Origin of the sequence: Hyalangium sp., from assembly GCF_045802625.1 — a bacterium.
Classification (GTDB): domain Bacteria; phylum Myxococcota; class Myxococcia; order Myxococcales; family Myxococcaceae; genus Hyalangium.
The window spans coordinates 18,418-38,777 of record NZ_JBJMQP010000058.1 but is presented as its reverse complement, the minus strand read 5'-3'; the positions used below and the strand labels follow the sequence as shown (position 1 = coordinate 38,777).

Annotated in this window: 18 protein-coding genes; 6 read left to right on the top strand and 12 right to left on the bottom strand. The window is 67.9% G+C overall.

Going from position 1 to position 20,360, the window contains the following annotated elements:
- Positions 1-86: 86 nt before the first annotated feature.
- Both ACJ8AT_RS12270 and ACJ8AT_RS12265 read right to left on the bottom strand, forming a co-directional pair.
- Complete coding sequence (locus ACJ8AT_RS12270) at positions 87-1,358, bottom strand: sensor histidine kinase (protein ID WP_407737881.1); 1,272 nt, start codon at positions 1,356-1,358, stop codon at positions 87-89.
- Positions 1,355-2,476, bottom strand: coding sequence for a sensor histidine kinase (locus ACJ8AT_RS12265; protein ID WP_407737880.1), 1,122 nt, complete (start codon positions 2,474-2,476; stop codon positions 1,355-1,357). The genes ACJ8AT_RS12270 and ACJ8AT_RS12265 overlap by 4 nt, the downstream gene beginning before the upstream one ends.
- Before the next feature lie 158 nt (positions 2,477-2,634).
- On the opposite strand from ACJ8AT_RS12265, the gene ACJ8AT_RS12260 reads away from it, so the two are divergent.
- Positions 2,635-3,660, top strand: coding sequence for an alpha/beta hydrolase (locus tag ACJ8AT_RS12260; RefSeq protein ID WP_407737879.1), 1,026 nt, complete (start codon positions 2,635-2,637; stop codon positions 3,658-3,660).
- 93 nt (positions 3,661-3,753) lie between these two features.
- Positions 3,754-4,686 (top strand): hypothetical protein, encoded by a 933-nt coding sequence (locus ACJ8AT_RS12255; RefSeq protein ID WP_407737878.1) that lies wholly within the window; start codon positions 3,754-3,756, stop codon positions 4,684-4,686.
- A 31-nt stretch (positions 4,687-4,717) separates the two neighbouring features.
- On the opposite strand, the gene ACJ8AT_RS12250 is transcribed toward ACJ8AT_RS12255, so the two are convergent.
- From ACJ8AT_RS12250 to ACJ8AT_RS12225, 6 genes are all read right to left on the bottom strand, one after another.
- On the bottom strand, positions 4,718-5,860 hold the full coding sequence (locus ACJ8AT_RS12250) for a DnaJ family molecular chaperone (RefSeq protein ID WP_407737877.1): 1,143 nt from the start codon (positions 5,858-5,860) through the stop codon (positions 4,718-4,720).
- A gap of 126 nt (positions 5,861-5,986) precedes the next feature.
- Positions 5,987-7,177: a pyridoxal phosphate-dependent aminotransferase gene (locus tag ACJ8AT_RS12245; protein ID WP_407737876.1), complete on the bottom strand. Its 1,191-nt coding sequence runs from the start codon at positions 7,175-7,177 to the stop codon at positions 5,987-5,989.
- A 49-nt stretch (positions 7,178-7,226) separates the two neighbouring features.
- Positions 7,227-7,709: a pantetheine-phosphate adenylyltransferase gene (coaD, locus tag ACJ8AT_RS12240; protein ID WP_407737875.1), complete on the bottom strand. Its 483-nt coding sequence runs from the start codon at positions 7,707-7,709 to the stop codon at positions 7,227-7,229.
- Positions 7,710-7,742: 33 nt separating this feature from the next.
- Positions 7,743-8,300, bottom strand: a complete 558-nt coding sequence (rsmD, locus tag ACJ8AT_RS12235) for a 16S rRNA (guanine(966)-N(2))-methyltransferase RsmD (protein ID WP_407737874.1) — start codon at positions 8,298-8,300, stop codon at positions 7,743-7,745.
- A 4-nt stretch (positions 8,301-8,304) separates the two neighbouring features.
- Positions 8,305-9,348 carry a hypothetical protein gene (locus ACJ8AT_RS12230; RefSeq protein WP_407737873.1) on the bottom strand — a complete coding sequence of 348 codons (1,044 nt, stop codon included), beginning with the start codon at positions 9,346-9,348 and terminating at the stop codon, positions 8,305-8,307.
- An 83-nt stretch (positions 9,349-9,431) separates the two neighbouring features.
- On the bottom strand, positions 9,432-10,448 hold the full coding sequence (locus ACJ8AT_RS12225; RefSeq protein ID WP_407737872.1) for a cation diffusion facilitator family transporter: 1,017 nt from the start codon (positions 10,446-10,448) through the stop codon (positions 9,432-9,434).
- Between the two features lie 114 nt (positions 10,449-10,562).
- Here ACJ8AT_RS12225 and ACJ8AT_RS12220 point away from each other — a divergent pair, with 114 nt between their 5' ends.
- The 3 genes from ACJ8AT_RS12220 to typA all read left to right on the top strand — a co-directional run bounded on the left by ACJ8AT_RS12220 (position 10,563) and on the right by typA (position 15,089).
- Positions 10,563-12,143: a sigma 54-interacting transcriptional regulator gene (locus tag ACJ8AT_RS12220; RefSeq protein WP_407737871.1), complete on the top strand. Its 1,581-nt coding sequence runs from the start codon at positions 10,563-10,565 to the stop codon at positions 12,141-12,143.
- Between the two features lie 4 nt (positions 12,144-12,147).
- On the top strand, positions 12,148-13,059 hold the full coding sequence (locus tag ACJ8AT_RS12215) for an alpha/beta fold hydrolase (protein WP_407737870.1): 912 nt from the start codon (positions 12,148-12,150) through the stop codon (positions 13,057-13,059).
- Between the two features lie 188 nt (positions 13,060-13,247).
- Positions 13,248-15,089 (top strand): translational GTPase TypA, encoded by a 1,842-nt coding sequence (gene typA, locus ACJ8AT_RS12210; RefSeq protein WP_407737869.1) that lies wholly within the window; start codon positions 13,248-13,250, stop codon positions 15,087-15,089.
- 5 nt (positions 15,090-15,094) lie between these two features.
- Here typA and ACJ8AT_RS12205 read toward each other — a convergent pair whose 3' ends face one another.
- Positions 15,095-15,658, bottom strand: coding sequence for a Uma2 family endonuclease (locus ACJ8AT_RS12205; RefSeq protein WP_407737868.1), 564 nt, complete (start codon positions 15,656-15,658; stop codon positions 15,095-15,097).
- Between the two features lie 128 nt (positions 15,659-15,786).
- A complete protein-coding gene (locus ACJ8AT_RS12200) occupies positions 15,787-17,259 on the bottom strand; it encodes a diguanylate cyclase (RefSeq protein WP_407737867.1) in 1,473 nt (490 codons plus the stop codon).
- A 205-nt stretch (positions 17,260-17,464) separates the two neighbouring features.
- Here ACJ8AT_RS12200 and ACJ8AT_RS12195 point away from each other — a divergent pair, with 205 nt between their 5' ends.
- A complete protein-coding gene (locus ACJ8AT_RS12195; protein ID WP_407737866.1) occupies positions 17,465-17,914 on the top strand; it encodes a DoxX family protein in 450 nt (149 codons plus the stop codon).
- 24 nt (positions 17,915-17,938) lie between these two features.
- Here the strand turns inward: ACJ8AT_RS12195 and ACJ8AT_RS12190 are convergent, their stop codons facing one another.
- Both ACJ8AT_RS12190 and cglE read right to left on the bottom strand, forming a co-directional pair.
- Positions 17,939-19,321 (bottom strand): ammonium transporter, encoded by a 1,383-nt coding sequence (locus ACJ8AT_RS12190; protein WP_407737865.1) that lies wholly within the window; start codon positions 19,319-19,321, stop codon positions 17,939-17,941.
- Positions 19,322-19,580: 259 nt separating this feature from the next.
- Complete coding sequence (cglE, locus tag ACJ8AT_RS12185; RefSeq protein ID WP_407737864.1) at positions 19,581-20,177, bottom strand: adventurous gliding motility protein CglE; 597 nt, start codon at positions 20,175-20,177, stop codon at positions 19,581-19,583.
- Between the last annotated feature and the right edge of the window lie 183 nt (positions 20,178-20,360).

Below are 20,360 nucleotides of genomic sequence, written 5' to 3'. Positions count from 1 at the left end.
GCTGTTGTCGTAGTAGTGCTCCACTCCGAGCACGCCCTGCGCGATGAGAAACTGACGCTTCCGGAGTCTGCGATCGGCGAGCGCGTCTACGATTGGGGGTGCTCCGCCGCTCCCTGCTCCCGATATTCCAGGGGAAGGGTGACCGTGAAGGTGGTTCCGCTGCCAGGCGAGCTGCGTGCTTCGATGGTGCCGCCATGGCGCTCGACGATCTTCCGGCAGAGCGCGAGCCCCAGGCCCGATCCCTCATACTTCTCGGACGAGTGCAGCCGCTGGAACAAGGTGAAGATCTGCTCGCGGTAGCTCTCGTCGAAGCCAATGCCGTTATCCTGGAGCCGCAGCTCGAGGCGGCGCGCCCCCGGGTCCACCGAAGCCTCGATGGAGATGAGAGGCTTCACGCCCTCGCGGCGGAACTTGAGGGCGTTGGACAGCAGGTTCTGAACCAGCTGCCGCATCTGGGTTGGATCCGCCTCCAGCGCTGGCAGCTCGCCCACCGTGATGCGCGCCCCGGACTGCTCGATGGCCACCTCGAGATCCGTCAGGACATCCCGGACGATCTCGCCGAGCTCCACGCGGACGAAGGGCTGGGCCTTCGAGGTGACGCGCGCGAACGTGAGCAGATCCGTGATCAGCCTGCGCATGCGCGCCGTGGTGTTCAGGATCCGATCGATGTAGTCATGGCTCTCTGGCCCCAGCGCGGGGCCGGCCGCTGACTTCAGCCGCTCGCCGAAGGACTGGATCCTCCGCAGCGGCTCCTGCAGATCGTGCGAGGCGATGGACGCGAAGGACTCCAGCTCGCGGTTGGAGCGCGCCAGCTCACGCAGGCTCTGCTCGAGCCGCAGCTGCGTTCTCTTGAGGTTGGAGACGTCCGTGGTGATCACCGTGAAGCCCACGATGCGGCCCGCGTCCCGGATCGGCCCCACCTTCACCGCGTACCACTGGGGCCCAGTGAGGGCGATGGACTGGATGTCGTACGCCGCGGGCTCACCCGTCTCGAGGACGCCCCGGATGAAGCCCCGGACGCGCTCACGATCGGCGGGGAGGATGAAGTCGTAGACGCTCCGGCCCAGCACCGTCTCGTGCGAATGCCCGGACGTGGTGAAGTTGATGTAGCGGATCCGCTCCGAGGTGTCACAGGTGAGCATCATGGTCTGGGACTGCTCGACCAGCGCCTCGATGCCAAACTTCTCGGTGGAGGACAGGCGGCGGTTCTCGAGCAGCTCGGCCAGCTCGTTGAGCACCATGGCCAGCGGCGAGAGCGGCCCCGCGCCGACGCGGCACCGGACGTGAGGCTCATTCGTCATGAGCCGGACGACGAACTCGTGCAGCTCCTCCAGCGTTGTCTCTAGACCCTGGCTCATGAGGATCCCTGGGCAGAGCGCAGGAGCACCCAGAACAAGCTCCCCTGACCCGGCTGGCTCTTCAAGCCGATATGGCCCCCCATCTCTGTCGCGATGCGGCGGCAGATGGACAGCCCGAGCCCCGTCCCTACCCCCACCGGCTTCGTGGTGAAGAAGGGCTCGAAGATGCGCTCATGCAGCTCCGGTGGGATGCCGGGCCCGGTGTCGTGGATCTCCACTCGAATGGAGTCAGGCACCTCGGGCCGAGTCACCACGCGGATCTCCTGCTGATCACGCTGGCCCTCGGGGATGGCCTGCGCGGCGTTGATGACGAGGTTGAGGAAGATTTGAGCCAGCCGCGCCTCACTGCCGTGGACGGTGGCGCTCCCCTGGTAATCCTTGACGAGCCGGGCCTTGTGGATGACCTGGTGCCAGGCCATCCGCAGCACGGAGTCCAGCACCCGGTGCAGCTCCGTGGGGCCGAACTGCTCCGAGTCTGGCCGGGCGAAGATCTTGATGTCCCGGACGATGTCACGGATGTGCACGGCGCACTCGAAGGCGCTGCGCACGACCTGGGCCTCCTCCGGATGCAGCTGCCGCTCCTCGGGAGGGTTCAGGGCAAGGTCCAGGTGCACCAGCAGCGAGGAGAGCGGGTTGTTGATCTCATGCGCCACGCCCGCGGCGAGCATGCCCAGTGCGGCGAGCCGATCCGACAACAGGAGCTGCTCCTGCATCTTCCGGCGCTCGGCCCGAACCACGGCCTCGCGCAGCTCGCGAGCCAGGGCCGGGCCCAGGCGCCCCAGGCGATCCTTGAGCAGGAAGTCGTGGACCCCGGCCTTCATCGCCGCCACGGCGGTGTCTTCACCAATGGTCCCCGATACCAGCAGGAAAGGAATATCCAACCCGCGCTGCTGCACCAGGGAGAAGGCCTCCAGCCCGGTGAACCCTGGCAGCCTGTAGTCGGAGATGATGGCGTCCCAGGGACCCGCCTCGAGCGCGCGAGAGAGCTCCTCGCGCGTCATCACCAGGGTATGGGAGACGTCATAACCGCTGGTTCCCAGCTCTTGCAGCAGCAGCTCTTCGTCATCTGAAGAGTCTTCGATCAGGAGCAGGCGCAGGCGCTGGCGCTGGGCAGTCATGACGGGCGCCTGTATAGCACGAGCAAGTCCTCAGAAGCGCCGGGGAGGCTTCGAGGAAACTCGCGGCTGAGCTAGCCTCCGGCCTCATGCGTCTTGGCGCTCTTGGAGTGGCTCTGGTCCTGACTGCGGGGGGAGTGGGCGCTGGGTGCAGTGCTCGCGTGCTGGCCCCACCGGTGCAAGCGGGGCAGTTGGTGCACACCACGTTTCACAGTCCCGCGTTGGAGGGCAACCTGCTGGGAGACACCGCGGACCAGGAGGTCCAGGTCTACCTGCCCCCCAGCTACGCCCGGCAGCCCGAACGGCGCTTCCCCGTGCTCTACCTGCTCCACGGCTTCCTCAGCTCACCGAGCGGCTCGACCACGCCCGGGCCAGGTGCCCCGTCCGTGCAGGAGCAAATGGACACGCTGGTGCAGCAGGGTGCCATCCAGGAGTTCATCGTCGTCATCCCCAATGGACGCAACCGTTACGGCGGCTCCTTCTACATGAACTCCCCCGTTACCGGAGGTTGGGAGGACGCCATCGTGAAGGATCTCGTGGCCTTCGTGGACTCGACGTACCGGACGCTGGCGCGGGCCGAGAGCCGGGGCATCGCGGGCCACTCCATGGGAGGTTTTGGCGCGCTGCGACTGGGAATGAGGCACCCGGACGTGTTCGGCGCCGTGTATGCCATGTCCCCGTGTTGCCTGGCGTTGGAGGAGGATCTGGGCGTCGACAACCCTGCGTGGGCCCAGGTGACGCACTTCACCCAGCAGTCTCAGCTGGATGAGGCCGCGGCTCAGGGGATGTTTTATTCGCAGCTCCTCGTCGCGTGGTTGGCCGCGGCCTCGCCCGCGCCTGGACGCCCGCCGCTGTATTTCATGTCTCCCTTCCAGGAACAGGGAGGGCACCTGGTGCCCTCCGAGCCGGCCTATCATTCATGGCAGCAGGCCTTGGTATTGCCTCACGTGGCCGAGTACCGGGAAGCGCTGCTGCGCCTGCGGGGCCTGGCCTTTGACGTCGGCACCCAGGACAAGCTCACCCACATTCCAGCGACGGTGCGCAAACTCTCCGAGGAGCTGAAGCGGCTGGGCGTGCCTCACCGCTATGAGACCTACGAGGGTGACCACCTCAACCGCATCAACGCGCGGACAGCGACGCATGTGTTGCCCTTCTTCTCACGCGTGCTCGTGGGCTCCTCGCCGTAACTCCGCCATGCCTGCCTCCCATGAGGGACGAGGCGAGCGCGCTGTCCTATAATCCGCAGACGATGGACCACGAGGAGCGGGAGGACAGAGCGCATGCCCCAGCACCATGAACTCGTCGCCAACACGCCGTTGTTCCTTCAGAACTACGCCTACTGCTCGCATGGGGGTAACTGCCTCCAGGTGCTCACTCAGCACGCGACGTTCCTCACGCACGCCGGGAACGGTGTCGCGCCGGTACCACAGGGCAACATCCCCGCGGTCACGCTGCCCGGCGTCACGGGCGCGATCAACAACCTGGCCGCCCGAGTCCTTCCGGTCGGCGGAGGTGGCGGGCGTACGTGGGCATGGTTCCAGGCGGCCAACAACCCGGCCAACAACCCCATGATGTGGGGCTTCCTGCCCGCGTATGTGAAGTCCGACTTCCAGCTGCTGGCCAATGATCCCGTCGGCGGCGGCGGCGCCCCGAGCCGCCGGGCCTATTTTCTCCCATATCGCCAGAACGGCATCACCCACGTCACGCTCGGCAACGACGCGAATTTCTGCTTCACCGCGCCGCTCGGTGGATGCACCGTCTACATCTGGCGGCCCCCCGGAGCCGCTCCGCAGTTCTTCCATGCCAACGCAGGCGACGTGCCGGACGTCCCGGCTGGGAACAAGCAGAGCTACATGGACTTCATGTTCCAGGCCGTCACGGGCGTGGCGGCGGGGCACGCGAACGTCACTGCGTACCGTTCCGCGAACATTGGCCTCAACGCCGCCGTGGACCCGGGCCTCACCAAGGCCGTGGTCCGCAAGTTCTTCATGGGCCGCCACAACTTCCAGTGGCTCCTCTGTGGCGCCAACGTGATGGGCCGCCGGACGGGGTTCAACACCTGGGCCTTCTATTTCCAGACCGTCCGGGTTCTTGGCTACGATCGATACTCGGGGCTCGAAGCCATTCGGGCCTTCGCCACACGCGAGGCGGCGCGCCCCCTCCACGTGAACAAGCTCCAGTCGCTCGCGGTGCACAACTCAGGCGTGGTGTGAAGGGCCGACAGCGGCGAAGCGTCACCGCGCGCTACGCCCGCCCTGGGCCGCTCCGCTGGCGCAGCTCGCTCCAGGCCTGGTTGAGCCGGCGCGTCTCCTCCGCCGCCAACGCCTGAAGCTTCGGCCCCAACTGCGCCACCTTGTCCGGGTGGTACTGGGTGATGAGAGCAAGGTAGGCCCGCTTCACCTCGGACAGAGGCGCGCCCGGAGCCACGCCGAGCACCTCCCATGGGCTGCTGGCAGGAGCGGCCCGGGCCGCCGGGGGTTCGTCTCCGCCCTGCCGCGCCTCGTCCTCGCGGGGCGTTGACGCAGGGGGCTCCTCTTCCGGAAGCGGAGACGCCCCGAGTTCCTCCGCACACGGCGTGCACAGCAACAGCTCGCGCACACCGAGGCCGCCGCCCCTGGCCTCGCGTTGCCCGGCACGGGGCTCCGGCAGCGTGTAATCGCCGAAGCATTCGCCACACACCATTCGTTGGCAGTGCTCGCAGCGCGCGGCGGAGTCGGCCTGCTTGAGCGGCGCTCCGCAGGCGAAGCAATCCTCGGGCAGCGGGGCCTCCTCGCCACAGGACGCGCAGAAGGCCCAGGTGGGATCGAGCCTCGCCTCGCACCCCACGCACGTGGGCGCATCCGGCTCCTCGGAGGGTTGCCAGCGCTGCGCCGTGGCACACCAGGGGCAGTACGGCATGAGCCACGCCACCCTGCCCTGGCACCTGCGCGAGCGGCAGTCGAAGTCGAGCGCGTAGCCCTCGGCGGTGTCTCCGGCTTCGTTCTCCTCCTCGAAGGACTCGCCGCAGGCCCAGCAGCAATTGAACGCAGGGTGCGAAGGCGCTCCGCAGGCGTCGCACATGGGGTTGCCGTGCTCGGCCTCCCACGCCATCTCGGCGCCGCAGGAGGGGCAGCACCGCATCCACCGCACTGCTTGAGCATGCGTACAGGCCGCCTGCGCCGCCCGCCTGCGCCGGCCCGGAGGCTCGGGGATGGAGGGCGTCTCACCACGGGCCGCGAACGACTCCCACAGGCAGCTGCCACAGACCTGTCCTCGTGGCGAGCCCGAGTGCAGGCAGGCCTGGCACACCTCGTCCCCACAGAGGCTGCAGCTCCCCACGAGGCGGCGGCCCCCGAGGCCCAGGCGGGCGGGCGGCAGGTCCTCCAGACAGCATGGGCACGCAGACATGCTCTCTCCAGTAGCTCGGAGCTCGCTGGCGAACGGCTCGAGGGAGCAGCGTACCCCGTCGCGAGGAGTCTGCGAGAACCTGTCCGACAGTCAGACAGGTTCGCCCGAAGCGCCCACGAGGGGCGCTCAGCTCAGCGCGGCGACGAAGTCCTTCATCCGCGCCAGCCCCTTCTGAATCACCTCGCGCGAGGTGGCGAAGCTCAGCCGCAGGTAGCCCTCGGCTCCAAAGGGCGCGCCCGGCATCACCGCCACGCGGAAGTCGTCCAGGAGGATCTCGGACAGCCGCGACGAGGTACCCACCGGGCTCCCCTTGTACGAGCGCTTCAGCAGCCCCTGCACGTTGGGGAACACGTAGAAGGCGCCCTCAGGCGTGCGGCAGCGCACTCCGTCCAGCGCGTTGAGCCCCGCGACGATGATCTCCCGGCGTGCGCGGAACTCCTCCACCATCTTGCCCAGGAAGTCCGTGGGCCCCTTCAGCGCCGCCACCGCCCCCTTCTGCACCATGGAGGTCGGGTTGGACGTCGACTGGTCCTGGATCATCTGCATGCCCGTGATGAGCGGCTTGGGCCCCGCCGCGTAGCCCAGACGCCAGCCCGTCATCGAGTACGCCTTGCTCATCCCGTTCACCACCACCAGCCGAGGCACCAGATCCGGCGCCACGTTGGCGATGTTCAGGAACTGGCCCTCGTAGAGCAGCTTCTCGTAGATGTCGTCGCTGACGATCAGGCAGTCATGCCCGCGCACCGCAGAGGCGATGCCCTCCAGCGCGGCCCGCGAGAACACCGCGCCGCTGGGGTTGCTGGGGCTGTTGAGCACGATGGCCCGGGTGCGCGGGGTGAGCGCTCGGCGGATGGCCTCGGGATCCGGCGCGAAGCCGTTCTCCTCGCGCGTCTCCACGAAGACGGGGCGCCCGCCGGCCAAGAGCACCATGTCCGGGTAGCTCACCCAGTACGGCGTGAGGACGATCACCTCGTCCCCCTCGTTCAGCAGCGCCTGGAAGATGTTGTAGAGCGAGTGCTTGGCGCCCACGGACACCAGCACCTGATCCGGCGTGTACGTGAGCTGGTTGTCGCGCTGGAGCTTGGCGCAGATGGCCTCGCGCAGCTCGGGGATGCCCGCCGTCGGCGTGTACTTGGTGAAGCCCGCCTTCAAGCAGTCGATGGCCGCCTGCTTGATGAACTCGGGTGTGTCGAAGTCCGGCTCGCCGGCCACGAACCCCGCCACGTCCACCCCTTGAGCCGCCAGCGCCTTGGCACGCGCATTCAGTGCCAGGGTCGGAGACGGTTTGATCGCTTTGATGCGCTGTGCCAATTGCATGCCCGGGTGGTACCGCGAGACGCCCGGGGGGACAAGCACTACGAGTGCATCAAGGCTTCTGGCCGAACTTGGCCTGGAGCTTTGCGTGCACGTTGGCTGGCACCAGCCCAGTGACGTCGCCCCCCAGGGAGGCAACTTCCCGAACGAGCTGTGAAGAAATGTAGAAGTAGTCCTCACCCGTCATCATGAAGACGGTCTCGATGCCGGGGGCCAGCTTGCGGTTCATGTTGGCGAGCTGGAACTCGTACTCGAAGTCCGACACGGCGCGCAGCCCGCGGATCAACACGTTCACGTTGCGGCTCTTGGCGTACTCCACCAGCAGCCCCTGGAAGGAGTCCACCTCCACGCGCGAGTCCGGGCAGGCCTGGCGGATGAGCTCGCGCCGCTCCTCCAGCGAGAAGAGCGGCACCTTCTTCGGGTTCACCGCGATGGCCACGATCAGCCGATCGAACATCTGCAGGCCGCGCTGGATGAGGCTGAGGTGCCCGTTGGTGAGCGGATCAAACGAACCTGGATAGATGGCCACCGGCATGGCGCCGGAGTGTCGGACGCCCCCAGGGGTCGGTCAAGGAATGCGGTAGAAACTCACCAGCGTGTCCCCGAACCGGCGCTGATCGTCCCGGGTGAACCCCTCGTGGGACTCGGGGGCCGGCTCGCGCTTGTCGTGCTCGATGATGAGCAGGCCGCCAGGCGCCAGCAGCCCCGCCCTCCCCACCTGCTCCAGCACCGTCTCCACCACCCGCGCCGCGTAGGGCGGGTCCGCGAAGATCAGCTCGAAGCGCTCGCCCCGCTTGCCCAGCGCCTCCACCGCCCGCGCCACCGGCTGGGAGAGGATCTCCACCTGGGCGGTGAACCCCAGCGCGTCCGTGTTCTGCCGGCACAGGCCCAGCGCCTCGCGATCCGAGTCCACCAGCACCGCTCGGCCCGCCCCGCGCGAGAGGGCCTCGAGCGCCAGCGCCCCCGTGCCCGCGTAGAGATCCAGCACCGCCTGCCCTTCCAGCCACTGGCCGAGCACGTTGAAGAGCGTCTCCCGCACCCGATCCGCCGTGGGGCGGATGTGCCGGGACGTCGTCTTGGGCCCCTGCAGGGCCCGGCCCTTCGCGCTGCCCGCGACGATCCGCATCGGCTCAGTCGCCCTGGTGCTCGGCGAGCCACACCATGGATCGCCAGCCGGACTTGGACACCCCGAGCAGGGACAGCACCTCGGTGGCCTCGGTGAAGGACAGCGCCTCGAGCTTCTCGCGGGCGGCGGGCTCCAGCGCGGGGAGCTGCTCTTCAATGAGCCCCAGCAGCTCGCCCGGGGGAACGCCCGTGGCCTCCGCCTTCTGCGCCACCACGCCCCGAGCCTCCTCGGGCCACGCGGCCAGCGCCAGCCGCTCGAAGGGCCCCGCGCAGTCCACCTTGCGCACCCCGGCCGCGACCAGGGTGGGCAGCGAGCGCAGGGAGCGCTCCCCCACGTCCGCCACCGTCACGCTCACGCCGAACTCCGTGGCCAGCTCCACCAGCAGGTGCAGCAGGCCCACGTCCAGATCCTCTTCGCCGAACGCTCCCGCCGGGGCCCTCAGGAAGCGCACCGGCACGCCGCCCTTGCGCAGGCCCTCCAGCAGCGGGCGGGCCATGTCCGTCGGCGTGGACCACTCTCGCGTGGGCGCCGGCAATGACAGCTCCAGCGGCAGCTCCCGCTCTCGCAGCGGCGCGGAGAGCGACCGGACCACCTCCACCGCCGAGGCCGCATCCAGCTTCGACACGTCCAGCGACACCAGGGAGAACCCATCGTCCACCAGGCGGTGGATGGCCTCCTGCTGCACCGCCAGGCCCTCCGGCTTCGGCTTCGCCACGCGCACCGGGCCGGCCTGCAGGAACAGGGGGCGCGAGTGCTCGGCCTCGGAGGCGGCGGCCTTCACGGTGGCCAGGAAGCGCTCCGTGGCGCCCCGGTCCGCCAACGGATGGGAGCACGCCAGCCCCAGCACCGAGTCCTCCGCCCGCGCCGCCGCCAGCAGCCCCGGCACGGACGCCTTGGCGCGCACCGGAATGCAGGGCAGCGCCGCGGGAGTGCCCTCCAGCGCCCGAAGCAGCTCGCTCGGGCTGAGCAACGGCAGCCGGGATCCCGGCCCCAGCCGCGCCACCGCGTTCGCTGGCCGTAGCGCCAGCACCTTGTCCAACACGCTCATCGGCCGCCGAGGATGGTCCGACTCTCGGGCCTCCGCAAGACAACTGCGCACCGAGCGTCCGCTCCCTACCGCTTGGAGCCCCTTCAGTGCACCTCGCCCACGTGGGCGTAGGCCTCGCTCTCGATCTGGATCGTCGTGTGATCGATGCCGAACCGATCGAACAGATCGTGCTTCACCGCCGAGAGGATCTCGTCGTTGTTGCAGGCCAGGGCGTTGACCACCACCAGGTGCACCGACAGTGCGTACAGCCCGCTGGAGATGGTCCACACGTGCAGATCATGCACCGCGCTCACGCCCTGGACCTTCAGCAGCAGCTCGCGCACCGCCTCCATGTCCACGTGCGCGGGCACGGCCTCCAGCAGCACGTCCACCGAGTCCCGCACCAGCCGGATGGAGCCCACCACGATCACCACCGAGATCAGCGCGGAGATGATCGGATCCACCACGTACCACCCGGTGAGCGTCATGATCCCCGCGCCCACGAGCACGCCCACGCTGGACAGCGTGTCCCCCAGCACGTGCAGGAACGCCCCGCGCACGTTGAGCGAGTGCGCGCGGTGCAGGAACGCCAGCGCGCCCAGGTTGGACACCAGGCCCACCGTCGCCACCACCGCCATGGGGCCGAGCTTCACCGGCGCCGGCATGCGGAAGCGCTCCCAGGCCTCCATCAGAATCACCACGGTGATGCCCAGCAGCAGCACGCCGTTGAACAGCGCGCTGAGGATCTCCATCCGGTAGTAGCCGTACGTCTTCTTGAGGTTGGCCGGCTTGCCCGAGAACCACAGCGCCAGCAGGCTCAGCGCCAGCGCGGACACGTCCGTCAACATGTGGCCCGCGTCGGACATCAACGCCAGCGAGTTGGTGAGGTAGCCGCCCACGGCCTCGGCCAGGGCGATCGCCGCCGTGAGGCCCAGCGCGAACAGCAGCCGGTTGCGATCCTTGCGCCGCTCGTCCGCCAGGTTGGTCGGCCTCCGAGGCGGGTGACCGTGCCCATGCCCGTGCCCATGCCCGTGTCCATGATCGTGATCATGGCCCGCGTGATCGTGTCCGCCGCTGTGGGCTTGTCTCGATCCGCCACGGGTATGCGCCGATGTAGTCACGGGAGAGAACCCTGGGGACAGCACGCCGCACCCATGTATATGAGCATTGGCGAAAAATCGGACACCTTGGGGTCTCGAGGTGTCCTGAGCCGCGACACCGGCACGAGGAGCGGGATGGAATTCGAGAAGTACCAGAACCTGCACACCATCATCATGCTCAAGGAGGTCATCCGCAAGTGGTGGCAAGCGGAGCTGGTCTTCGCGGACAAGCACGGCGTGGTGCAGGAGCGGCAGCGCGGCGACATCATCCCGCCCCCCAATGATTTCTGCCGCCTGTCGCTCCTCTCCAAGGAGGGCGGCCGTCGCTGCGGCCAGTCGGTGCGCGTGCTCCACGAGAAGTTCAAGAGCAGCAAGCGGCTGCGCCGGGCCCTCACGCACGAGTGCCACCTGAACTTCAGCATCATCGGCGCGCCGCTCTACATCGAGAACGAGTACGAGGGCATGCTCTTCATCGAGGGCTTCGCCCGCCAGGTGCCCGGGCCGCGCGAGGCGGAGGTGCTCAAGTCGCAGATCCGCGAGCTGACCACGGTGGACATGGATCTGGACCGCGCCGTGGCGCGCGTGCCGGTGATGGACGCCTCGGAGATGGGGAAGCTGTCGGATCTGCTCGAGTTCGCGGTGAACGAGATCGCCAACTACGAGGCGGAGCTGACCCGCAAGGACGAGACCATCCACTCGCTGTCCAACGAGCTGTCGGACCGCTACCGCTTCGAGAAGATCATCGGGCGCTCGTCGGCGATGATGGAAGTCTTCAAGCTGATGGAGAAGGTGGCCAACTCGGACTCCACCGTGCTGATCAACGGCGAGTCCGGCACCGGCAAGGAGCTGGTGGCGCGCGCCATCCACTTCAACGGGCCTCGCAAGGACAAGCCGTTCGTGGTGCAGAACTGCTCGGCCTTCAACGACAACCTGCTGGAGAGCGCCCTGTTCGGGCACACGCGCGGCTCGTTCACCGGCGCCATGCGCGACAAGAAGGGCCTGTTCGAGGTGGCCGACGGCGGCACCTTCTTCCTGGACGAGGTGGGCGACATGTCCGCGGCGCTCCAGGTGAAGCTGTTGCGCGTGCTGCAGGAGGGCACCTTCCTCCCGGTGGGCGGCAACCAGTCGAAGGAGGTGGACGTGCGCGTCATCGCCGCCACCCACAAGGATCTGGGCGAGCTGGTGAAGAAGAACGAGTTCCGCGAGGATCTCTTCTACCGCATCAACGTCATCCGCGTGCACCTGCCGCCGCTGCGCGAGCGCCGCGAGGATCTCGCCGTCCTCATCGATCACTTCCTGCGCAAGCACCACCGCGAGAACCAGCGCACCCGAGGGCTGTCCCAGGAGGCGCTGTCCATCCTCCACGCCTACCCCTGGCCGGGGAACATCCGCGAGCTGGAGAATGAGATGGAGCGCCTGCTGGTGCTCGGAGGGGATCTGGAGCTGATCCCCGGGGATCTCATCTCCAGCCGCATCCGCGACGCGGTGGTGCCCGGGGGCGCCTCGCTGCTGTCCCCGGTGCGCGCCACCGGCAAGCTGAACGAGGCGGTGGAGGCGCTGGAGCGGGAGATGATCCAGCGCGGCCTGATGCGCACCCAGCACAACAAGAGCCGGCTGGCCCGGGAGCTGGGCATCAGCCGCTCCAACCTCATCCTGAAGATCGCCAAGTACGGCCTGGGCCGGGGGCCGGACGGCAGTGAAGAGGAAGAAGACTGAGCCCATGAGCCACTACTTCCGCCAGGACTACCTCCGCGTCCCCGACGAGGCCGAGCTCTACTTCCAGGCCATCGGCGAGGGCGAGCCGGGCATGGTGCTGTGCGATGGGCTTGGCTGCGATGGCTTCGCGTGGAAGTACCTGACGCCCTACCTCTCCCGGCACCACCGGGTGCTGCGCTGGCACTACCGCGGCCATGGCCGCTCGGGGCTGCCGAGGGATCGCTCCCGCTTCGGGATGCTCTACACCTGCGGGGATCTGGACCGCCTGATGGACGCGGCCCAGCTCCAGCAGGGCGTCATCTTCGGCCACTCCATGGGCGTGCAGGTGGCGCTGGAGTTCCACCGCCGCTACGCGCACCGCGTCCGCGGGCTGGTGCTCATCTGCGGCAGCTACGGTAACCCGCTCGACACCTTCCACGACTCCACCTACCTCAAGCGCGTCTTCCCCCTCATCCGCACCCTCGTGGAGCGCTACCCCGCGCGGGCCGGGCGGCTGATCCACTCGCTGCTGAGGACCGAGCTGGCCATGCAGGTGGCCCTCACCGTGGAGGTGAACCGCGAGCTGCTGTCCCGCGCGGACTTCGCCCCCTACTTCGAGCACCTGGCCCACATGGATCCGGTCGTCTTCGTCCGGACGCTGGACTCGATGGCCCACCACACGGCGTGGGACCACCTGCCCCACGTGGACGTACCCACCCTCATCATCGCGGGCGAGCGGGACAAGTTCACCCCCGCCTGGCTGTCCCGGAAGATGGCCGAGCGCATCCCCCACTCGGAGCTGATGCTCGTCCCCCTGGGCACCCACACCACGCCCCTGGAGTACCGGGAGCTGGTGGAGCTGCGGATCGAGCGCTTCCTCCGGGACAGGCTGGGCATCCAGGCCCCGGCGGCGGAGCCTCAGCTGCTCCCTGAGTAAGCGGAGAAGCGACCTGAATGGGCCTTCAGGTTGGGGGCCAAAGGGGCTTGAAAGCAAGCAAAGTGCCGCCGTTCATTGCGGACGGGGGGGCTGCGGCATATAAGCCCCCGCCTCGTGCGTTCCGGTGGGATTCAGGGAGTTCCTGTTCCACGGAACGCCCGCTCCTTCAGCTCTGAGTCTTCATCCGTATGATCGCTCGCGAAAACATCCGTAACGTCGCCATCGTCGCCCACGTCGACCACGGCAAGACCACCCTCGTTGACCACATGCTCCGCCAGGCGGGCATCTTCCGCACCAACGAGGCCCTCGTTGAACGCGTGATGGACTCGAACGACCTCGAGCGCGAGAAGGGCATCACCATCCTCGCGAAGAACACGGCCGTCACCTACAAGGGCAAGCAGATCAACATCATCGACACGCCGGGCCACGCGGACTTCGGCGGCGAGGTGGAGCGCGGCCTGCGCCTGGTGGATGGCGTGATCCTCCTGGTGGACGCCGCCGAGGGCCCCCTGCCCCAGACGCGCTTCGTGCTCAGCAAGGCGCTGGGCATGGGCCTGAAGACGGTGCTGGTCATCAACAAGATCGACCGCCAGGACGCTCGGGCCAAGGAAGTGCTCGATCAGGTGTACTCGCTCTACATCGATCTGGGCGCGGATGACACGCAGCTCGAGATGCCGGTGCTCTACACCATTGCGCGCCAGGGCCAGGCCTCCACGCAGCTGGAGGTGCCGGGCAAGACGCTGGAGCCGCTCTTCACGGCGATCCTCGAGCACATCTCTCCCCCGCCTGTGAGCGAGGAGGCGGTGCCGCAGCTGCTGGTGGCCAACCTGGACTACGACGACTACGTGGGCCGCCTCGCGGTGGGCCGCATCCTGTCGGGCAAGCTCACCCCGAACATGCCGGTGTCCGTGGTGCGTGAGGGCGGCCGGATCGAGAAGGGCAAGATCGTCAAGCTGTACGGCTTCCAGGGGCTCAAGCGCACCGAGATCGCCGACGCCGGCCCCGGAGAGATCGTCTCCATCGCGGGCATCGAGGACATCTCGATTGGCGACACCATCTCGGATCCGGAGAGGCCGGTGGCCCTGCCCCGCATCACCGTGGAAGAGCCCACGATGATGATGATCTTCCGGGTGAACGACGGGCCGCTCGCCGGCAAGGAGGGCAAGTACGTCACCTCGCGCCAGCTGCGCGAGCGCCTCTATCGCGAGTCCTACCGCAACGTGGCCATCCGCGTGGAGGACACGGCCACTCCGGACGCCTTCAAGGTGGTGGGCCGCGGTGAGCTCCAGCTCGCGGTCATCATCGAGACGATGCGCCGCGAGGGCTATGAGCTGACGGCCTCCAACCCGGAGCCGATCACGAAGACGGTCGAGGGCCAGGTCCACGAGCCGATGGAGCTGCTGGTGTGCGACGTGCCCGAGGTCAGCGTGGGCACCGTCACCGAGCGCCTGGGGCCTCGCAAGGGCCGGATGGCGGACATGACGCCGCTGGGCTCGGGCCGCACGCGGCTCCAGTTCCGGATTCCGGCGCGCGGCCTCATCGGCTTCCGCTCGGAGTTCCTCACCATCACCCGCGGTGAGGGCATCATGAGCAGCCAGTTCGACGGCTACGAGCCGTGGTTCGGCTACATCCCGAAGCGCAGCAACGGCGCCATGGTCTCGGACCGCCTGGGCGAGACGGTGCCCTACGCGCTGTTCAGCATCCAGGAGCGCGGGGCGCTGTTCATCGGCCCGGGCGTGACGGTGTACGAGGGGATGATCATCGGCGAGCACGCCCACCCCTCCGAGCTGAACGTCAACTGCTGCCGCGAGAAGAAGCTGACCAACATCCGCGCCGCCGGCCGCGACGAGAACGTCATCCTCACCCCGCCGCGAGAGATGGGGCTGGAGAAGGCGCTGGAGTGGATCGCCGACGACGAGCTGGTGGAGGTGACGCCCAAGTCGGTGCGCCTGCGCAAGAAGGCGCTCGCGGTGGGCGAGCGCTACCGCGCCGAGCGTGACCGCAAGCGCGAGGAGCGCGAAGAGGCGTAACCGCGTCACCGCGCCCAGAGCGTTCCCAGCTCCAGGGCGAGCGCCTCGAAGGGCTCGGCACGCACCTCGACCGCACCTACGTGCGTGCCCAGCAGATACCACCGCCCGCCCTCCAGCCGGTACACCTCCAGCGTCTGAGCCACGGGGTCCACCAGCCACAGGTGCTTCACGCCTTCGCGCGCGTAGACGCCCATCTTCCGCCCACGGTCCAGCGCCGTCGTGGAGGGCGAGAGCACCTCGCACGCCCAGTCCGGCGAGAGCGCAATGCCCACCACGTCCGGCCACTCTGGCATGCGCTCGCGCCGCCACCCTGCCAGGTCCGGTACCAGCACATCCCGGCTTAGATGAAGCTCCGGCTCGACGAGAATGACCCAGCCCCCCGGCCCACCCTTCCCTAGGCCAAACGGCGGCCCAATCTGGGCATTCAGTACAGAGGTCGCGAAGGCGTGCCTCACAGCAGGCCTGGGGCTCACATAGAGCTCGCCGCCCACCAACTCACCTATGACGTTGGGTGGAAGCTTCTCCAGATCCTCGTATGTCGCTCCGCGCCGAGGGGGCTGGTCACTCATGCTCCCAGGATGCTGCGCTCCCTCTGTAACCGCAAGCCCCTCGCCCCACTCCACGCCCACTCCGTTGGTCATGCGGCCATCATGAATCCTACCTCTGACATCCTATCGCCTGATAGGACGTGCGCGGCTCAGAACGCCACGATCTGGCCGGTGCCCGCCCACGCCCTGCCCCGGCCCGCCCGCTTCGCCGCGTAGAGGTTCGCATCCGCCGTCGCCATCAACGCGGTCGGCTCCGGACAGTCCTCCGGCCAGCTCGCGACCCCCACGCTCAGCGACAGCCCCTTCGCTCGCGCCTGCTGCCCAATGCGCGTGGCGATCCTCGCCGCCGCGTCTCGCTGGCAGCCCGGGAGCACCACCACGAACTCATCCCCTCCGAAGCGGGCCACCGCATCCGTCGGACGCAGCGACGAGCGGAGCAGCGCGCTTATCTCCCGCAGCGCCTCGTCTCCCGCCTGGTGCCCCTGGGTGTCGTTCAGCTTCTTGAACCAGTCGAGATCGATGACCAGCAGCGAGCAGGCCTCGTTCGTCGTCAAGCAGCGCTGGCGCTCCTGCTCCAGCCGCGCCTCCAACGCCCGGCGGTTCAGTGCCCCCGTGAGCGCATCCTGTCGCGCCATCGCCTCCACGCGGTGCAGCAGCGCGAGGTTCTCCCAGATGAGCGCGAGCTGATCGATGTAGAAGCGCATGAAGCGCATCTGCTCGGCCGACACCGGCAAGCCGCTGTAGAGGTTGTCCGCGAAGATCAGCCCCCGCCGCCGGCCATATATCTGGATGACCGCGAGCACGAACTGGCCCCCCGGCGAGAGCCGCGCCAGGGACTCGTTCTCCGGCCGCTCCCGGGTGAGGCGCAGCGGCCCAAGCGCCTCGCAGGCCTCGGCGACCTCGTGGCTCTCCGTCAGCTCGATCGCCCGGACGTACCGCTGGAAGGGCGTGTCGAAGTTGCGCTGGGCACAGGACTCGATCTGCTGCTCGATCGTCTGGGACTCGTACTCGATGGTCTCCCAGATACGGTGGGCGTCCTCGACATCCGCGGGGCCAATGGCCTTGGAGCCCACGAAGCGCCCCTGCTCCTCGTCAGGCAGGAAGAGCGCGACGCGGTTGAACCCGAGCGCCTCGCCCGAGGTGATGCCCGACAGCATGACGTAGAGCGCCTGATCGAGATCGCTCGCCCGGAGCATGTGGTGCGTGAGGCTGCGCAGCACCTCCAGGTTGGAGGACTGGAAGGCAAAGGCCTCAAGCACCTGGGCGAAGTGTTCCTGGTCGAGCACCTCGCCCAGCACCCGCCGAGCCGCCTCGCGGATGCCCTGGGAGAGCTCGTGGCCCCCCAGCTCGCACTGCCGCGAGTCCCGGCGGACGATGACCCGCGCGGGCCGGCCATCCGAGTGAAGCGCCAGCCGCTCGAGCCTCAGCGCCGGCGCCTGAAGCGCGAGCTTGAGGAGCTGGCGGGCCGTGAGCGGAATGGCGGCAGGGTCCTCGGGAAGATCCGCCTCCAGGATCAGCGGCACGGGGAGGTGATCGAACACATCCCGCAGGTAGGACGGCACCGAGGCCATCCGCACCGGCCTGTCGAGCACTGCGGGGAGCGCAGCTCGGGACTCGCTCATGGGTCCCCAGCGTGGCAGAGCTTCCGATCGAAAGGAAAGCGTGCTGCCTACCTTTCGGGAGCCCCCGTCCTTCCGGGCGAACGGCCTGGGGCTCGCTGCCGTCCCGGAACCCATGCCCACCCTGAAGCTGAACCTCTCTGTCTACCGCATGGCAGGCAGCGAGGCATGCCCGCGCCCCAGCACGAGCGCGGAAAGGGAGGACATCATGAAGGCGCTCGCACCGATTGGCCGGCTGCTCTTCTCGGTCATCTTCATCTTCAGCGGCGTGAACCACTTCGCCCATGTCAACCAGATGGTGGGCTACGTACAGAGCGCGGGGCTGCCGCTGCCACGGCTCGCCATCCTGGGCTCGGGGGCGCTCATCCTCGTCTGCGGCCTCTGCGTGTTGCTGGGCGTCTTCACCCGGGTGTGCGCGGCGCTCCTGGCGCTCTTCCTGGTGGCCACGGCCTTCACGATGCACCGCTTCTGGGGGCTCTCTGATCCGCAGCTGGCCATGGAGCAGATGTCCCAATTCATGAAGAACATTGCCCTGACAGGAGGAGCCCTGATCCTCGCCTACTTCGGCCCGGGCCCCTTCAGCCTCCGAGCGCGGAAGGGAACAGAGGCCCCTCGGCCGGGCATCGCTGTCCCCCTCCGCCAGCGCCCTCAGGTGTAGCGCCGCGCCGCACCCTGGCCCTGCCTACGCGGGGACCGGGACCGAAGGCTGGGAGCTGGAAGTGGGCTCGTCGCGAGGAGTCACCGGCGCCGCGGGAGCCACCGGCGCCAGGGCCGTCTCGCCCACCGTCTCGTCGTGCTGGCTCAGGTCGAGCCCCTGCTCCTCGGCCTCGCGCGTGACGCGCAGCGGGACGATGCGGTCCACCAGCTTGTAGAGCAGGTAGGAGCCGACGAAGGAGAAGACGGAGACGATCACCAGCGCCAGCATGTGCATGAGGAAGGTGTGCGTCTGGCCATGAATGAGCCCCACGTCCTTGGCCAACACGCCCGTGAGCACCATGCCCACCACGCCTCCCAGGCCGTGGCAGGGGAACACATCCAGCGTGTCGTCCAGGGCGGTGCGGCTCTTGAAGTACACCGCGACATTGCTGACCAGACTCGCCACCAGTCCCACCATGATGCTCTGGCCCACGGAGATGAAGCCGGCCGCCGGAGTCACCGCCACCAGCCCCACCACGGCGCCCACACAGGCGCCCATGGCGCTCGGCTTGCGGCCGCGGAGCCAGTCAAAGGCGAGCCACCCCAGCATGGCGGCGGCGGAGGCCGTGTTGGTGGTCGCGAAGGCGAGCGTCGCCAGGGACGAGGCGGTGAGCGCCGAGCCCGCGTTGAAGCCGAACCAACCGAACCACAGCATGCCCGTCCCGAGCATCACGAACGGGAGGTTGGCCGGGGTGTGAGTGGCGTGCTCCAGGTGCACGCGCCGCCGGCCGAGCACCAACGCACCCGCCAGCGCCGCGAAGCCCGCGGACATGTGCACCACCGTACCGCCCGCGAAGTCGAGCACGCCCCACTTGTGCAGGAAGCCATCCGGGTGCCACGTCCAGTGCGCCAGCGGCGCGTAGATGAACAGGCTGAATAGCACCATGAAGATCACGTACGCCTTGAAGCGCACGCGCTCGGCGAACGCGCCCGTGATCAGCGCCGGAGTGATGATGGCGAACTTCAGCTGGAACAGCGCGAAGAGCATCAGCGGGATGGTGGGCGCCAGCTCCGGATGGGTCTCGCCGCCCACGCCGCTGAACATGAAGAAGGTGCGCGGATCACCGATCAGCCCGTGGATGCTGTTTCCGAAGCAGAGGCTGAATCCCACCACCACCCACAGCAGGGAGATGACCGCCATGGCCATGAAGCTCTGCATCAGCGTGGACACCACGTTCTTCAGCCGCACCATGCCGCCGTAGAAGAACGACAGGCCCGGCGTCATCAGCAGCACCAGCGCCGTCGCCGTGAGGATCCAGGCCGTGTCGGCCGCGTTGACGGGTCCCCCCTGCTTCACCTGGGCCGCCGGTTCCACCAGGCCCAACACCGCCACCCCTGCCAGGACCGCGACCGCGAGCCACTTCTTCATGATGCCTCCAGCACTGGAGTCGACGCGACGCATCATGGAGATGATTAAGCTTAATTTCAAGCCACTTTGTTCTTAATTTCTTCCCGATAAGCACGTCCGATTCAGTTTACTGGCCTATTTAGATAGAGAAATGGAGTTCAGGGAAATCCGCGTGTAGGCAAGTAAACTACCCGGTACGCCAAGGGGCTGGGTCAGCCAACGCCTGTTTACGCGATGCCACCGTCCACAACCGTCTCCCAGCGTGGACGGTTCACGGAGCTCAGAACGTGTACTTCACGCGGGGAAACAGCGCGAACGTGGGGATGTTCGGACCGATGACGTAGCGGGCCAGGAAGTCCGCTCCCACCGAGAAGTGGTCCATCAGCGTCCCGTACTCGAGGCCGATGCCCACGCCCGCGTTGAGCGCATTGATGGAGCGCCCGGGCTCGCCCCCCATGTCCACCGGCGCCGGATCCAGCCGCGTGTAGCCGGCCGCCACCTTCGGCGTCAGGTAGAGCCGATCGGTCATCCGCACGTGGTACGCCGCCGTCACGTCCCCGAACGCCACCGTGAAGTTGTCCGACAGCGCGCAGGTGTCCGTGTTCGGCAGGTAGCCGGCGAAGCAGTTCGCCGCCGACGAGCCCAGCCCGAAGTGCAGCCCGAGCGAGATCGCCTCCGTCAAGTCGTACCCCACGCCAAGCTGCAGGTAGGACTGGGCGTTCGAGTACACGTTCTGCCCGCCGAGCGTGAAGAACATCCCAATGTCCGTCTCGGTGAAGAAGCCGCGGCGAGGCTTGTACTCCACGCCCTCGGGCGGCGGGCCGGCCAGGGCGGCGGTGGACAGCACGAGCGCGGCGACCAGCAGGGACTTCCTCACAGAACCTCCCAATGCAGGCCCCCCCCGGAACATCCGGAAGCGGCGCTGGACGTTAATGACGCCTCCCTCGATGCGGCAACGCTCGACACGAAAACTCTTCAGCCCGAACGTCATCCACTCCACGACTCAAACACCCCAAGCCCGCTCCCGCAAAGAGAAGAGCCCCCAGGCACCCGAAGGTGC